This window comes from Streptomyces sp. TLI_171 (assembly GCF_003610255.1).
Taxonomy (GTDB): Bacteria; Actinomycetota; Actinomycetes; order Streptomycetales; family Streptomycetaceae; genus Kitasatospora.
Genome location: NZ_RAPS01000001.1, coordinates 6,851,142 through 6,865,929, shown reverse-complemented (window position 1 = coordinate 6,865,929; position 14,788 = coordinate 6,851,142). Strand labels below are relative to the sequence as shown.

Below are 14,788 nucleotides of genomic sequence, written 5' to 3'. Positions count from 1 at the left end.
TCCTGCTCTCCCTCGCTGCTGTCAGGTCCCCGGTGCCGGCCCGTCCGGGCCTCGGCGGGCTCCGCCTCCACCCGGCTGCTCCGCTGCTGTTCCGTGGTGCGCATCGCCTCAGCCCTCCTCGCCGCCGGTGACGCCCAGCTCCAGGTCGATCAGGTCGAAGATCTCCTGGTCGGTGGCCGTGTCCAGGGCGGAGGCCGGGCCGAACCCGGCCAGCAGCTCGCGCAGTTCGGCGAGCAGCGGCGCCCGCTCGGGCTCGGTCAGGCCGGGCAGGCCGGCCGCCAGCAGGCCGAGGCCCGCCCGCAGGTCTTCGGAGTCCGGGGCCGGCGCCGCTTCGGGGGCGAGCAACCCGGTCAGGTGCTCGGTGAGTTGGCCGAGTGTCGGGTGGTCGAGCAGCAGCGTGGCGGGCAGCCGCAGGCCGCTCTCGGCGGTGAGCTTGTTGCGCAGTTCGACGGCGGTGAGCGAGTCCACGCCCAGGTCGAGGAAGCCGCGGTGTTCGCTCAGCTCGCCCGGCGCGTGGCCGAGCACGGCGGCGACCATGCCTCGCAGGTGCTCCGCGATCAGCGCCCCGCGGGTCTCGGCCGGCTGCCCGGCGAGCCGCGCCGCGAGCGCCGGCCCGGCCGCGGGTCGGGGCCGCTGCGCCACCAGACGCCTGGTCAACCCGACGAGCAGCGGCGGGAGTTCACCGGAGGCAGCGAGCCGCTCCAGCGCCGCCGCACTGGTCGGCGCGGGCACCAGGACGGGTTCCTCGCGGCGCACCGCCGCGTCGTACAGCGCCAGGCCGTGGTCCGGGCCGATCGGGGCGAGACCGAGCCGTTCGAACCTGGCGCGCCCGGTCCCGTCCAGCCGGTCGCCCATGCCGCCGGGGCCGGTCCACAGGCCCCAGGCCAGCGAGGTGGCGGGGAGGCCGAGGGTGTGCCGGTACCGGGCCAGGCCGTCCAGGAAGCCGTTCGCGGCGGCGTAGTTGGCCTGTCCCGCGGTGCCGAACACTCCGGCCACCGAGGAGAACAGGACGAACCGCGTGAGGTCCGCGTCCCGGGTCAGCTCGTGCAGGTGCCAGGCCGCGTCGGCCTTGGCCCGCAGCACCGCGGTCAGCCGGTCCTGGTCGAGGTTCGCCGCCAGAGCGTCGTCCAGCACGCCCGCCGCGTGGACCACCGCGGTCAGCGGGCGGTCGGCGGGGATCTCGGCGAGCAGCCCGGCCAGCGCCGCCCGGTCGGTGACGTCGCAGCCCGCCACCGTCGCTTCCGCGCCCAAGCCGGCCAGTTCCTCCAGCAGTTCGGGCGCGCCGGGCGCGGTGATGCCGCGCCGGCCGACCAGCAGCAGCCGCCTGGCCTGCCCGGTCCGCACCAGGTGGCGGGCCAGCAGCGCACCCAGCGCACCGGTGCCGCCGGTGATCAGCACCGTCCCGTCCGCACCGGGTGCCGGGGCGACCGGTCCGCGGTCGCCCGGTGTCCCGTCGCTGCCCGGCTGCCCGCTTTCGGCAGCCGCCCGCCGCAGGCGTGGCGCCAGCACCGCTCCGCCCCGCAGCGCCAGTTCGGGGAGGTCCGCCCGCAGCGCGGCGGGCAGCGCGCCCAGCGAGTTCGGGGTGCCGTCCAGGTCCACCAGGGCCAACCGTCCGGGGTGTTCCGCGCGGGCCGCGCGCAGCAGGCTCCAGGCCGCGGCGGCGGCCGGGGCGTTGGGCCCGGCGCCGTCGGCCGCGTTCTCGGTGAGGACGACGATCCGGGCGTTCGCCCACCGGGGGTCGGCCAGCGGTCCCTGGACGACCGCCAGGGCCGCCCGGGCCGCGGCGTGGGCGGCGTCCAGCGGGGCGCCGGGGCCGACCGTCAGCCCGACCAGCACGGTGTCCGCCGGCGGCTCGTCCGGGGCCGCCGCGTCGAGCACCACCGACCCGGCCGCGCGCAGCGCCGCCGCCAGTTCCGGCCAGTGCTCGCCCAGCAGGGCGACGGCCAGCGGGCCGGTGCTCTGCGCGGCGGGGACCGGCTGCCACTCGATCCGCAGCAGGTCGCGCTCGGCGGCCCCAGCGGTCGGCGCCGCGAGCCGTGCCGTCTCGACCTGGCGCAGCGTCAGCTCCTCGACGGTGACGACCAGCCGGCCCTCCGTGTCGGTCAGCTCCAGGCGCGCCCGGTCCTCGCCGGTCGGGGTGAGCCGGGCCCGGGCCGCGGTCGCCGTCGCGGCCGGGCCGGGGGTGACGCCGCTCCAGGCGAACGGGAGCGCGATCCGGCCGGCGCCCTGGTCGCCGCGGCCGCGCACCAGCGGGTGCAGGGCGGCGTCCAGCAGCGCGGGGTGCACGGCGAAGCCGGTCTGCTCGGCGTGCGCCGGCAGCAGCAGCTCGGCGCTCGTGTCGCCGTGCGCGGTCACCGCGCGGAACGCCGGGCCGTACTCGTAGCCCTCGGCGGCGAGTTCGGCGTAGAACCGGTCCGCGTCGACCGCCGGCACGGCACCGGCGCCGGCCCTGGCGCCCGCCGTTGCGGTCACCGGCGCGGGCGTGGCGGTCAGGGTCCCGGCGGCGTGCCGGGTCCACGGCGTGTCCGGGTCGCTGCCGGCGGCGCGGGCGTGCACGGCCACCGGCCGGCCGCCGTGCTCGTCGGCCGGGCCGACCGCCACCTGGAGTTCGACGGCGCTGTCCGCCGGAAGGACGAGCGGTGCCTGCAGGGTGAAGTCCGCCAGGGTCTCGGCGTCGACCGATCGCCCTGCGCGCAGGGCGAGTTCGACCAGCGCGGTACCGGGCAGCAGCACGGTGCCCGCGATGGCGTGGTCGGCCAGCCACGGATGGGCCGGCCGGGAGATCCGGCCGCCGAGCACCGCGCCCGCGCCGTCGGCCAGCACCACCTCGGTCGTCAGGAAGGGGTGCCCGCCGGCCGACCCGGTGCCGGGGCTCGGGGCGTCCAGCCAGTAGCGGCGGTGCTGGAACGCGTAGGTGGGCAGGTCCGCCGGTCGGGCCGGCGGCCCGCCGAGCAGCGCCGACCAGTCGACGGTCCCACCGTCCACGTGCAGCGTCGCCAGCGCGCTGAGCAGGGCGGACACTTCGGGCCTGCCGCGCCGCAGCACGGCCGCCGCGGTCGGCTCCACCCCTTCGACCGCCGCGCTTTCGAGCGCAGTGCCGGCGAGGGTGGCGAGGACGGTGTCGGGGCCGAGTTCGAGGAACCGTCGGGCACCGGCCGCCCACAGCGCCTGCATGCCCTGGTGGAAGCGGACGGCCTCCCGGGCGTGGCGCACCCAGTACTCGGGGTCGGTCAGCTCGCCGGGCGCGGCGAGCTGACCGGTGAGGTTCGAGACCACGGGCACGCTCGGCTCGTGGTACTCGAGCTGCTCGGCGACCTTGCGGAACTCGGCGAGCATCGGGTCCATGTGCGGCGAGTGGAAGGCGTGGCTGACCCGCAGCCGGGTGGTCCGGTGGCCGCGGGCCCGCCAGCGCTCCACCGCCGCGTCCACCGCTGCCCGGTCGCCCGAGACGACGGTCGCCCGGGGGCCGTTGACGGCGGCGACCGCGATCCGCTCGCCCTCGCCGGCCAGGTCGGCCTCGACGTCCTCGTGCGCCGCCTCGATCGAGGCCATCGCGCCGCCCTCCGGCAGCGCGTCCATCAGCGCGCCCCGGGCCGCCACCAGGGTGGCGGCGTCGGGCAGGCTCAGCACGCCCGCCAGGTGCGCGGCGGCGATCTCCCCGATCGAGTGGCCGGCCAGGAACTCCGGTGCCGGAAGCCAGGGTTCGACCAACCGGTGGAGCGCCACCTCCAGCGCGAACAGGGCCGGTTGGGCGTAGCGGGTGCGGTGCAGCAGCAGTGCCTCGGGCAGGCCGGGGTCGGCCAGCAGCACGGTCAGCAGCGGGCGGTCCAGCAGGCCGTCGAACGCGGCGGCGACCTCGTCCAGGGCGGCCGCGAACCGCGGGAACGTCCGGTACAGCTCCAGCCCCGCACCGGCCCGTTGGCTGCCCTGGCCGGTGAACAGCAGGGCCGTCGCGCCGTCGGTCCGCGCCTCGCCGACCAGCACCCCGGCGGCGGGCTCGCCCGCGGCGAGCGCCTCCAGTCCGCCCCGCAGCGCGGCTTCGTCGCCGCCGAGCACCACCGCCCGGTGCTCGAACACCGTTCGCGCGGACGCCAACCCGGCCGCGGCGCGGCCGAGTTCGCCGTCCTCCACGGACTCCAGCAGCCTGCCGGCCTGCGCCCTGAGGGCCTCCGGCGAGCGCCCGGACAGCACCAGCGTCGCCACGGGGAGGGCCGGCTCCTCGGCCGGGGCGTCCGCTTCGGCCGGGGCCTGTTCCAGGATCAGGTGCGCGTTGGTGCCGCTGATCCCGAACGAGGACACGCCCGCCCGACGCGGACGGCCGGTCTCCGGCCAGGGCCGGCGCTCCGTCAGCAGCGACACGCCGGCGTCCCAGTCCACCAGCGGCGAGGGCTCGTCCACGTGCAGGGACTCGGGCAGCACGCCGTGCCGGAGCGCCGCCACCGTCTTGATCACCGCGCCGACGCCGGCGGCCGCCTGCATGTGGCCCAGGTTCGACTTCAACGAGCCGACCCAGAGCGGCTCGCCGTCGCCGCGACCCCGCCCGTACACCTCCACCAGCGCGCCGGCCTCCACCGGGTCGCCCAGCACCGTCCCCGTCCCGTGCGCCTCCACCGCGTCCACCTCACCGGGCGTCAGCCCCGAGCGGCGCAGCGCCTCGGTGATGACGCGCTGCTGGGCGAGGCCGTTGGGCGCGGTGAGGCCGTTGGACGCACCGTCGGAGTTGACGGCGCTGCCCCGGATCAGGGCGAGCACCGGGTGCCCGTTGCGGCGGGCGTCCGAGAGCCGCTCCAGCACCAGCACGCCCGCACCCTCGGCCCAGCCCGTGCCGTCCGCGCCGGCGGCGAAGGGCTTGCAGCGCCCGTCGGCGGCCAGGCCGCGCTGGCGGCCGAACTCGGTGAGCATGCCGGGGGTGGACATCACGGTGACGCCGCCCGCCAGCGCGAGGGTGGCCTCGCCGCTGCGCAGCGCCTGGGCGGCCAGGTGGATCGCCACCAGCGAGGAGGAGCACGCCGTGTCCACCGTCACCGCCGGGCCCTCCAGTCCCAGCGTGTAGGCGATCCGCCCGGAGGCGACGCTGACGGTGCTTCCGGTCAGCAGGTGGCCCTCGTGCCCGGCGGCGGGTTCGTGCAGCCGCGGGCCGTAGTCGAGCTGGGTAAGTCCGGCGTACACGCCGGTGCGGGTGCCGCGGAGCTCCGCCGGGCGGATGCCCGCCCGCTCCAGCGACTCCCAGGCGACCTCCAGCAGCAGCCGCTGCTGCGGGTCCATCGCGGCCGCCTCGCGCGGCGAGATCCCGAAGAACTCGGCGTCGAACTCGGCCGCGCCGTACAGGAATCCGCCGCCGGTGGCGTAGGTGTGGCCCGGCCGCCCGGGCTCGGGGTGGTACAGCTCGGCCGGCCAGCCGCGGTCGGCGGGGAACGGCCCGATCACGTCGCCGCCGCTCGCCACCAGCTCCCACAGCGCCTCCGGCGAGTCCACCCCGCCCGGGAACCGCCCGGCCGCCGCCACGATCGCCACCGGCTCGTCCGCCGGGCCGAGCGGCGCCGCGGCGGGCCGGTCGGCGGAGCGCCCGCCCGCGAGGTGTTCGGCGACGGCGCGCGGCGAGGGGTGGTCGTAGGCGAGCGTCGCGGGCAGGTCGGCGCCGGCCCGCTCGCCGAGCCGTTCGCCGAACTCCACCGCCCCGAGCGAGTCCAGGCCCAGCTCGCGGAACGACCGGTCCGGGTCCAGACGTTCGGCGCTGCGGTGGCCGAGCACGGTGGCGAGCACGTCGAGCACCTGCGGCAGCCCCACCGACCGCGATCCGCCCTGCACCGGGGGCGCCGGACGCGCCGCCGTCTCCTCGACGGGCCCGTCCAGCACCTGGCGCGGACCGGCCTGCGCTCCGGCGGCCGCCGACCGCGCCGTCGGCTCGCCGCCGATCTCGTCGATTTCCCGGAACCAGTGCGACTCGCGCTGGAACGGGTAGCCCGGCAGGGCCAGTCGCGGCCGTTCGCCGTGTACCCTGCGCCAGTCCAACTCGACGCCGTTGACGTGCAGTTCACCGACCGCGCGGAGGAACCCGAGCGTCTCGGGCCGTCCGCCACCGCGCAGCAGGGGCACCACGGGGGGCCGGTCGGCGAGGTTCTGCCGGGCGAGCGAGGCGAGCACCTGGCCGGGCCCGAGCTCCGCCCATGCGGTCGCGCCGAGCGCGGCCAGGGTCCGCACGCCCTGCCGGAAGCGGACCGGTCGGCGCAGGTGCGCGGCCCAGTAGTCGGCGGATCCCAGCTCCTCGGCGGTGGCGACCTCGCCGGTCAGGTCGGAGACCACCGTGAGGCGGGGTGCGCCGAAGCGCAGCCCGGCGGCGATCCGCCGGAACTCCTCGACGGCGCTGTCCATGTGCGCCGAGTGGAAGGCATGGCTGACCGTCAATGCTCGTGTCCGGCGGCCGAGTTCGGCGAACCGGGCAGCGATCTCGGCGACCGGGCCGGCGTCGCCGGAGAGCACCACGGCATCGGGGCCGTTGTCCGCCGCCAGGGCCACCCGTCCGCCGTACTCGGCGAGCAGCGGGAGGACCTCGTCGGCTGCCGCCTGGACGGCGACCATCACGCCGTCGGCTCGGGCTGCCTGCATCAGGCGGCCGCGGGCGGCGACCAGGGTGGCGGCGTCGGCCAGCGGGAGCACGCCGGCGACGTGCGCCGCGGCGAGTGCGCCGACCGAGTGCCCGAGGACGAACTCGGCGGCCAAGCCGTGCTGTTCGGCCGCCCGGTACAGGGCCGTGGACCAGGCGAACAGGGCCGGCTGGGTGTACTCGGTGCGGTCCAGCAGCACGGCGTCGGGGGTGTCCGGGTCGGCGAACAGCAGCTCGCGCAGCGGCCGGTCGAGGTGCGGGTCGAGGGCGGCGACGGTGTCGTCCAGCGCGGCGGCGAACTCGGGCAGCTCGGCGTGGAGTTCGCGCCCCGCGCCCGCCCGCTGGCTGCCCTGCCCGGAGAACAGCAGCGCCAGTCGGCCGGGCCGCGCGACTCCGAGCACCGCTTCCGCGGCGCCCTCCTCGCCCGCCAACTTCCGCAGCTCGTCCGCCAACTCGGTTCGCGAGCTGCGGGAGGCGACGGGCAGCGCGGCCCGGTGCCGGAAGTGGGTGCGGGTGGTGGCGAGGGCGGCCGCCACGGTGTGGACGGTGAGTTCGGGCCGGGTGTCGAGGTGGTCGGCGAGCCGGGCGGCCTGCTCGCGGAGCGCCGCGGGGGTGCGGCCGGAGAGGGTGAGCAGGGTGTGGTCGCGGGGTGGGGCGGAGTCCCGGTCCGCCGCCGGGTCGGCGGGCGGTTCGGCGAGCAGCACGTGGCAGTTGGCCCCGCCCATGCCGAAGGAGCTGACGGCGGCCAGCAGTTCGCGCTCGGGGGCCGGCCAGGGTCGCAGCGTGCCGGGAACGCGAAGGCCCAGCTCGTCCAGCGGGACGGCGGGGTTGGGCTGTTCGTGGTGCGGACTGGCGGGGAGCTGCCGGTGGGCGATGGCGAGGACGGCCTTCAGGAAGCCGACGATGCCGGCCGCACCCTCCAGGTGGCCGACGTTTGCCTTGGCAGAGCCGACCAGGAGCGGCGTCTGCGGGGTGCGGCCCGCGGCGTGTACGGCGCCGAGGGCGGCCGCCTCGATCGGGTCGCCGACGGGTGTGCCGGTGCCGTGCAGTTCCACGTACTGGACCTGTTCGGGGCGCCGGTCGGCCCGGCGGAGCGTCAGGTCGAGCAGGGTCCGCTGGGCTTCCGCGTCGGGCACGGTGAGGCCGGCCGCGGCGCCGCCGTGGTTGGCCTCGCTGGCCAGGATCACCGCGAGGACCCGGTCGCCGTCCGCGCGGGCCCGGTCCAGGGGCTTGAGCACGACCAGGCCGGCGCCTTCGCCGCGGGCGTAGCCGTTGGCGCGGGCGTCCAGCGGGTGGATCCGGCCGTCGGGCGAGAGGCCGCCGAACCGGCGAGCCTCCTCGGTGCTCCGGCTGCTGAGGATCAGGTTGACGCCGCCGGCCAGGGCGAGTTCGCAGTCGCCGTCGCGGACGGCGCGGTGGGCGAGGTGCAGCGCGGTGAGGGCGGAGGACTGCGCGGTGTCCAGGGTGAGGCTGGGGCCGTGCAGTCCGAGGGTGTAGGAGATCCGGTTGGCGAGCAGGCCGTGGCCGAGGCCGGTGAGGGTGTGCCGGCCGAGCGGCGGGGCGTCGGCGGCGTGCCGCAGCAGCCGGTAGTCGTGGGCCATCGCGCCGATGTACACGCCGGTGCGGGTGCCGTGCAGGGCGGCGGGCACGATTCCGGCGAACTCCAGCGCCTCCCAGCCGAGTTCGAGCAGCAGTCGCTGCTGCGGGTCGGTCTCGCCGGCCTCCCTGGGCGACAGGCCGAAGAACTCGGCGTCGAAGCCGTCGACCCGGTCGAGGTAGCCCGCCGGGGGCAGGTCGGGGTCGAGTCCGCGGTGCGCGGGCGGGCGGCCGATGGCGGTGCGGCCCTCCGCCAGGAGCGTCCAGAACGCCTCGGGGTCGGGCGCCCCGGGCAGCCGGCAGGCCAGTCCGACCACGGCGACCGCACCCTCGGGCACGGGGTGGTGGAAACGCACGTCAGCGGTGGACTGTTCCTGGCTCGTCATGGTGGCGGTGACACCCCTTCAGAGGATTTTCGGCGGGCGGCGCTGCCGCGGTCGATTTCCGTACGGGCGTTGATCGTTCGGTCGCAGCGCCGCGGAATTCCGGTGCGGTGCCGCGCCCTGTGAAGTATCGGCAGCCCCGGCAATTCCGGTCCACCCCTATTCCACCGCGCCCCGAGCGCCCGCGAACCGGGGTGCGACCCCCTCACTGCGCCGAACCCGCGCCACTGACCAGCGAGTTCGCTCCTCCTGCCGCCCCGCGGAGCGTTAGGGGTTCTCAGTTCGGACGGGCCTCACGTAGCGTCGATGACGGCCTTTCCGACCTGCCTGATTGCCGCCCTCGGCGGCGGAGGGAATGCAGATGGACGAGTTGACCGAGGCAGTACTGCGCAACGCTCCGCCGGAGGAGTTGGCGCGACTTCCATTGCCGCAGGATTACACCGCAGCGCATTTGCTTCGGCAAGATGTCGAGATGTTTCGCGGTGTTGCGGACAAGGACGTCCGCCGCTCCCTGCACGTGGGCCGGGTGCCGCTGCCCGAGCTGGCCCCGGACGAGGTCCTGGTGGCGGTGATGGCCAGTTCGGTGAACTACAACACCGTGTGGTCGGCGACCTTCGAGCCCGTCTCCACCTTCGACGCGCTGCGCCGCTTCGCCCGCTCCGGCGGCTGGCAGGCGCGGCACGACCAGCCGTACCAGGTGATCGGTTCGGACGCGGCGGGCGTGGTGGTGCGCACCGGCGCGGGCGTGCGGCGCTGGCAGGTCGGCGACCACGTGGCGGTGTCCACCGCCGTCGTGGACGACCAGGACCCGGTGACCCACTCCGACGGCATGCTCGGCGCCGACCAGAAGGCGTGGGGGTACGAGACCAACTTCGGCGGCCTGGCCCACTACACGGTGGTGCGGGCCAGCCAACTGGTCGCCAAGCCGCCGCACTTGACCTGGGAGGAGACCGCGAGCATCCCGCTCTGCGGCGGCACGGCGTACCGGATGCTGGTCAGCGAGAAGGGAGCCAGGATCAAGCAGGGCGACATCGTGCTGATCTGGGGCGCCAGCGGTGGACTGGGCGCGTTCGCCGTGCAGCTGGTGAAGAACGGCGGCGGCATCCCGGTCGGGGTGGTCAACTCCGAGCGGAAGGCGGAGCTGGTCCGCCGGCTGGGCTGCGACTTCGTGATCAACCGCGAGGAGATCGGCATCGGCAAGGCCCCCGAATCCGCCCAGGAGACCGTGGAGTTGGCCAAGCGCCTCGGTCGGGCGATCCGCTCGCAGGTCGGCGAGGACCCGCACGTGGTGTTCGACCACGTCGGGAAGGCCACCTTCGGCATCTCGGTGATCGCGGCCCGCCGCGGCGGCACCGTGGTGACCTGCGGCTCCAGCACCGGCTACCAGCACACCTTCGACAACCGCTACTTCTGGATGAACCTGAAGCGCATCGTCGGCAGTCACGGCATGAACCTGGGCGAGGCGGCCGAGATGATGCGCCTGTACAAGCTGGGGCTGCTCGCCCCGGTGGTGTCCCGTTCGTACCCGCTGGCGGAGGTCGGCGAGGCCGCCCGGCTCGTCCAGACCAACAGCCACACCGGCAAGGTCGGCGTGCTCTGCCTGGCCGACCGGCCCGGGCTCGGCGTCACCGACCCGGTCACCCGGGCCCGGCTCGGCGAGGACTGGCTCAGCCCGCTGGCCGAGGACCGCACCCCCGCCCTGGCCGGCTGAGCCCGGCCGCCCGCCCGACCCGGTACCCGCCGGCCCCGGGGACCCGCCCGACCGGAGACCGGTCCGACCTGAAACCCGCCCGACCTGAAACACGCCCGTCACACCGGAACCGCACTCGCCCTCGTTGACCGACCGAGCCGCACCTCGCGACGGCGTCCGCCGCTGCCCCCGCAGCCGCGGGCCCGCCGCAACCGTCAGCAGACGTACGTCCGAGGAGATTCCCATGGCACCGCACACCGACGCACCGTCCGAGATCGACGTGTTCGACCCCGACCGGTACGTTCCGACCCCGCCGCACCACGACTTCGCCGTGCTCCGCAGCCAGGAGCCGGTGCACTGGCAGCCCGACCCGCAACTGCCCACCGGACACTGGGCGGTGACCCGGCACGCCGACGTGTCGTGGATCGCCCGCAAGCCCGAGCTGTTCTCCTCCGCGCTGGCCGGCGCCCAGCCGATGGAGTACGACGAGGTCGCCGTCGGCATGCAGCGGCTGATGATGATCAATCAGGATGCCCCGCAGCACAGCCGGGTGCGCAGCCTGGTCAACCGCGGGTTCACCCCGCGGATGGTCGAACGGCTGCGCGACCGGATCGCGGCCGAGTGCGAGCGGATCGTCGGCGAGGCGCTGCGCCGCGACGAGGTGGACTTCGTCGAGGCGGTCGCCGCCGAGCTGCCGATCGCGGTCATCGCCGAGCTGATGGGCGTGCCGCAGGAGCAGCGGCCGAAGCTCTTCGCCTGGTCGAAGGGCGTGGCGGCGGAGGCCGACCCGGCGGGCGGCGGCGCGGTGGCCGCGCGGGTCGCCGCCCAGGAGATGGGCCGGTTCGCGGCGGTGCTCGGCGCGCAGCGGCGCGGCTGCCCGGCCGGGGACATCGTGTCCCGGCTGGTCAGCCCCGATTCGCACGGCAACCAGCTGTCCGAGCAGGAGTTCCAGGCGTTCTTCGTGCTGCTGGCGGTGGCCGGCAACGAGACCACCCGGTACGCGATCGCGGGCGGCGTGCAGGCCCTGATGGCGCACCCCGAGCAGTGGGCGCGCCTGAAGGCCGACCCGTCGCTGCTGGCCACCGCCGCCGAGGAGGTGGTCCGCTGGGAGACCCCGACGAAGGTGTTCCGGCGGACCGCGGTGAGTGACGTGGAGGTCGGCGGCCGGCTGATCCGGGCGGGCGACAAGGTGGTCGCCCACCTGACCTCCGCCAACCGCGACGAGCAGGTGTTCGACGACCCGTTCCGTTTCGACGTGGGCCGCGACCCGAACCCGCACCTGGGGTTCGGCGGCGGCGGTCCGCACTTCTGCATCGGCCGCCACCTCGCCCTGCTGGAGGTCGAGTTGATGCTCGGCACGCTGGTGGAGCAGGTGGCCGAGTTCGTCCCGGCCGGCCCTTCGCGGCGGCTGCGCTCCTACCAGTTCCACGGCCTGACCCGCCTTCCGGTGCACCTGGTCGCGGCCTGATCGCGGCCTGATCGAGCCCCGGTCGAGCTCCGGTCGGCCCTTGATCGATTCCGCCGGACCCGCCCGGCCCGCAGCGAGTAGCGAATGAGGATGCCTGAGATGACCGATCGCGTTCCCGGTGCCGCGGCGCACGCACTCCCGAGCGGTGCCGCAGCGCGCGCACTGCCCAGCGAGGCCGCGCCGCGCACGCTCCCGAGCCTGCCGGACGTGCTGGCGCGGCGGGCCGCCGAGCAGCCGGACGAGTTGGCGTACGCCTTCCTGCACAACGGCGAGGAGGTCGGCGACACGCTGACCTACCGTCAGCTGGACGTCCGGGCCCGGGCGGTCGCGGCCCGGCTGACGGGGCTGGGGCCGGCGGGGCGCAGCGTGGTGCTGCTGCACCCGTCGGGGCTGGGCTTCGTCGCGGACCTGCTGGGCTGCATGTACGCGGGGGTGGCGGCGGCGCCGGTTCAGGTGCCCTCCCGGGCCCGGGGGTTGGCGCGGCTGCGGGCGATCGCGGACGACGCCGGCACCTCGCTGGTGCTGACCACGGCGGAGGTGAAGCGGGATCTGGAGGAGCGCTTCGGCGACCTGCCCGAGCTGGCGGGCCTGACCCTGCACGATCCCGCTTCGCTGGCCGCTGCGGCGGAGCGCACCGACCCGGCGGCGGTAGCGAGTTGGCGACCCCGGCCGATCGGGTCGGAGGAGCTGGCGCTGCTGCAGTACACCTCGGGGTCGACCGGGACGCCGAAGGGCGTCCGGGTCACCCACGCCAACTTCGGCGCCAACGTGGACGAGACCGACCGGCTGTGGCCGTGCCGGGGCGACGCCCGGGTGGTGAACTGGCTGCCGCTCTTCCACGACATGGGGATGCTGTTCGGGGTGGTGCTGCCGCTGTGGGCGGGCATCCCGTCGTACCTGATGGCGCCGGACGCGTTCATCCGGCGGCCGGTGCGCTGGCTGGAGGCGGTGTCCCGGTTCGGCGGCACGCACGCGGCGGCGCCGAGCTTCGCCTACGAGCTGTGCGCGCGGGCGGTGGCGGAAGGCGGTTTCCCGCCGGGCCTGGACCTGTCCTCCTGGCGGGTGGCGGCGAACGGCGCGGAGCCGGTGCGCTGGCAGACCGTCAGGTTCTTCACCGACACCCTGGCCCCGGCCGGGTTCCGCCCGGAGGCGATGTGCCCGGGCTACGGGCTGGCGGAGAACACCCTGAAGGCCACCGGCAGCCCGGAGGACCGGCCGCCGACCGTGCTGTGGCTGTCCGCCGAGGAGCTGCGGTCCGGCCGGGCCGTCGAACTGCCGTCCGGCGACGGCCCGCAGGCGGTGCCCGCCGTCGGCTGCGGCACCGTGGTCGGCGACAGCCTGGTGCGGATCGTCGACCCGGAGACCCGCACCACCCTGCCGGACGGCCGGGTCGGCGAGATCTGGGTCAGCGGCCCGTGCGTGGCCGCCGGCTACCACGGCCGCCCCGCGGAGTCCGAGCAGACCTTCCGGGCCGGCCGGGCCGACCGGACCGAGGACCGCAGCTGGCTGCGCACCGGGGACCTGGGCTTCCGGCACGGCGGCGAGCTGTTCGTCACGGGCCGGATCAAGGACGTGGTGATCCGTCAGGGCCGCAACTTCTACCCGCAGGACATCGAACTGTCCGCCGAGAGCGCCGACCCGGGCCTGCACCCGAACTGCGCGGCGGCGTTCTCCGCCGACGACGGCGCCCACGAACGCCTGGTGCTGGTGGTGGAGGCCGACGGCCGGACCTTGCGCGGCGGCGGCGACCGGCTGCGCGAGCGGATACGCCGTGCCGTGCACGAGAACCAGCGGCTGGAGGCGGACGAGATCCTGCTGGTGCGCCGCGGCTCGCTGCCGAAGACCTCCAGCGGCAAGGTGCAGCGCCGCGAGACCCGGCGCCGGTACCTGGACGGCGAGTTCGGGACGGCCGGGGCCGCCGCCCCGCACGAACGGGTGGAGGCCGGCCGGTGACCGGCCTGCTGCGGGCGTCCGTGCCGGTCGCGGGGGCACGGATCCTCGGCGTGGGGGCGTACCGGCCCACCCGGGTGGTCGGCAACGCGGAGGTGGCGCCCGCGATCGACTCCAGCGACGAGTGGATCCGGCGCCGCTCCGGGATCGCCGCCCGCCGCTTCGCCGGACCGGACGAAACCCTGGTGTCGATGGCCTCGGCGGCGGCCGTGAAGGCCCTGGCGCACGCCGGGGTCGCGCCGGACGCGGTCGACACCGTCCTGCTCGCCACCATGTCCCACCTGGAGCAGTCACCGCCCGCCGCGCCCCGGGTGGCCCACCTGATCGGCGCGACCGGCGCCGGCGCGGTCGACCTGGGCGCGGCCTGCGCCGGGTTCTGCCACGCGCTGGCGCTCGCGGACGGCCTGGTCCGCTCCGGACACAGCCGGCACGTGGTGGTGGTCGGCGCGGAGCGGATGAGCGACCTGATCGACCCCGCCGACCGGGGCACCGCGTTCCTGTTCGGCGACGGCGCGGGCGCGGTGGTGGTCGGCCCGGCCGAGGCGCCGGGAATCGGCCCGGTGGTGTGGGGCGCGGACGGCTCCCGCCCGGGGGCGATCGCCCACGCGCACGGCTGGCGGGCGCTGCGCTCGGCGGACCCGCCGCCGTGGCCGACGCTCCGGATGGAGGGTCAGACGGTGTTCCGCTGGGCGGTGGAGACGGTGCCGCGGGTGGGCCGGGAGGCGCTGGCCGCGGCCGGGGTGTCCGCCGGGGAGCTGTCGGCGTTCGTCCCGCACCAGGCCAACCTGCGGATCGTGGACGCGGCGGCCACCGCGCTCCGGCTGCCGCCCTCGGTCGCGGTGGCCCGGGACGTGGTCGACACCGGCAACACGTCGGCGGCGTCCGTGCCGCTCGCGATGGAGCGGCTGCTCAGCGAGGGCGCGGCGGGCCCGGGCGGGCTGGCGCTGCTCGTCGGCTTCGGCGCGGGTCTGAGCTTCGCCGCGCAGGTGGTGACGCTGCCCTGAGCGCCGCCACCCGGGCCGCCGCCGCTACCTGGCGGCGGTCTGCGGCCGCCACCCGCGGATGGTCGGCGACCACCGGGACCCGGGGTCCCGGGA

Annotated in this window: 5 protein-coding genes; 4 read left to right on the top strand and 1 reads right to left on the bottom strand. The window is 76.1% G+C overall.

Annotation, left to right across the window (positions count from 1 at the left end):
• Positions 1-108 precede the first annotated feature (108 nt).
• Positions 109-8,586 carry a type I polyketide synthase gene (locus BX266_RS30525; RefSeq protein ID WP_099905064.1) on the bottom strand — a complete coding sequence of 2,826 codons (8,478 nt, stop codon included), beginning with the start codon at positions 8,584-8,586 and terminating at the stop codon, positions 109-111.
• A gap of 358 nt (positions 8,587-8,944) precedes the next feature.
• On the opposite strand from BX266_RS30525, the gene ccrA reads away from it, so the two are divergent.
• From ccrA to BX266_RS30505, 4 genes are all read left to right on the top strand, one after another.
• Positions 8,945-10,294 (top strand): crotonyl-CoA carboxylase/reductase, encoded by a 1,350-nt coding sequence (gene ccrA, locus BX266_RS30520; RefSeq protein ID WP_180290676.1) that lies wholly within the window; start codon positions 8,945-8,947, stop codon positions 10,292-10,294.
• Positions 10,295-10,517: 223 nt separating this feature from the next.
• A complete protein-coding gene (locus tag BX266_RS30515) occupies positions 10,518-11,741 on the top strand; it encodes a cytochrome P450 (RefSeq protein WP_099905060.1) in 1,224 nt (407 codons plus the stop codon).
• Between the two features lie 99 nt (positions 11,742-11,840).
• A complete protein-coding gene (locus BX266_RS30510) occupies positions 11,841-13,694 on the top strand; it encodes a fatty acyl-AMP ligase (RefSeq protein WP_259464930.1) in 1,854 nt (617 codons plus the stop codon).
• A complete protein-coding gene (locus BX266_RS30505; protein ID WP_099905057.1) occupies positions 13,691-14,695 on the top strand; it encodes a beta-ketoacyl-ACP synthase III in 1,005 nt (334 codons plus the stop codon). The genes BX266_RS30510 and BX266_RS30505 overlap by 4 nt, the downstream gene beginning before the upstream one ends.
• Positions 14,696-14,788 lie beyond the last annotated feature (93 nt).

Excerpts from the sequence above, each read along its gene's own strand:
- BX266_RS30525 (WP_099905064.1), bottom strand. The coding sequence starts at position 8,586 with ATGACGAGCCAGGAACAGTCCACCGCTGACGTGCGTTTCCACCACCCC.
- ccrA (WP_180290676.1), top strand. The coding sequence starts at position 8,945 with ATGGACGAGTTGACCGAGGCAGTACTGCGCAACGCTCCGCCGGAGGAG.
- BX266_RS30515 (WP_099905060.1), top strand. The coding sequence starts at position 10,518 with ATGGCACCGCACACCGACGCACCGTCCGAGATCGACGTGTTCGACCCC.
- BX266_RS30510 (WP_259464930.1), top strand. The coding sequence starts at position 11,841 with ATGACCGATCGCGTTCCCGGTGCCGCGGCGCACGCACTCCCGAGCGGT.